The organism is Streptomyces sp. NPDC127117 (genome assembly GCF_042677325.1).
Classification (GTDB): Bacteria; Actinomycetota; Actinomycetes; order Streptomycetales; family Streptomycetaceae; genus Streptomyces.
This window is the reverse complement of record NZ_JBHXTM010000135.1, coordinates 1-1,460: the sequence shown is the minus strand read 5'-3', so window position 1 is coordinate 1,460 and position 1,460 is coordinate 1. Positions and strand designations below refer to the sequence as shown.

At 69.0% G+C, this 1,460-nt stretch carries 1 protein-coding gene; it reads left to right on the top strand.

What is annotated here, in order from left to right; translation table 11 throughout:
* Positions 1-1,460 (top strand): SDR family oxidoreductase (locus ACFVH0_RS40480; RefSeq protein ID WP_385828434.1); only part of this gene is annotated, 1,460 nt, incomplete at both ends.

The following is a 1,460-nucleotide window of genomic DNA, read 5'->3' as shown; positions in this document are numbered from 1 at the left end:
TCCACTCCAGCACCGAGACCGGCACCTGGACCCTGCACGCCACAGGCACCGTCTCCACCACACCCACCACCCCCACCACACCCGCCACGTCTCTCACCGAGTGGCCACCGCGCGACGCCGTGGCCGTCGAGACCGACGGCCTGTACGAGAACATGGCCACCGCAGGATTCGGCTACGGCCCCGTCTTCCAAGGCCTCCGAGCCGTATGGCGACGCGGGGACGAAGTGTTCGCCGAAGTCGCACTCGACCCCGACCACTGGGACGAAGCAAGCCGCTTCGGCCTGCACCCCGCACTCCTCGACGCCACCCTCCACGCCATCGCAGCCGGCGGCGGCCCCACCGGACTCGACGGCCCCGGCCTCCCCTTCGCCTGGACCGGCGTCCACCTCACCGCAATCGGCTCCCCCGTCCTGCGCGTCCGGATCACCCACAGCCAGAACGCCACCGTCACCCTCGACCTCACCGACGGCACCGGAACCCCCGTCGGACACATCGACACCCTCACCCTCCGCCCCGTCACCGCCGAACAAATCGACGGAGCAACCCCCCACACCCACACCGAATCACTCTTCCAACTCGAATGGGTACCCGCCCCGGCCGCCCCGGCCACCGACCAGTCCATCGACTTCGACCTCCTCGAAGTCCCGGACTCCGACAGCGACACCGACCGGATCACCGACATCCACACCCGTGTCGCCGACACCCTCGCCCGCCTCCAGACCTGGCTCCGCGAGGACCACCCCGACACCACCCGCCTCATCGTCCTCACCCACGGCGCCACCACCGCCGGCAACACCCCCATCACCGACCTCGCCGCCGCCACCACCTGGGGCCTCACCCGCTCCGCCCAAGCCGAACACCCCGACCGCATCATCCTCATCGACACCCCCACCAACACACCCACCCCCGACCACCACACCCTCACCACCCTCACCAACCTCCAAGAACCCCAAATAGCCCTCCGCACCAACACCACCCTCATCCCCCGCCTCACCCGCACCCCCACCCCCACACAAACCACCCAACCCCTCGCAGACGCCACCAACGGCACCATCCTCATCACCGGAGCAGGCGGCGCCCTCGGCACCCTCATCGCCCGCCACCTCGCCCACACCCACAACGCCCGCAACCTCGTACTCGCCACCCGCCGCCCCAACGGCGGACCCAACGGCCACCAACTCACCACCGAACTCCACAACCTCGGCACCACCGCCCGCTGGGCCACCTGCGACGCCACCGACCACAACGCCCTCGCCACCCTCATCAACGACATCACCACACAGAACGGCAACCTCACCGGCATCATCCACGCCGCAGGCACCCTCGACGACGCCACCCTCGAAACACTCACCCCCCAACAACTCACCACCGTCCTACGCCCCAAAGTCGACGCCGCCTGGCACCTCCACCAACTCACCACCCACCTCAACCTCTCCTTCTTCACCCTCTTCTCCTCCGCC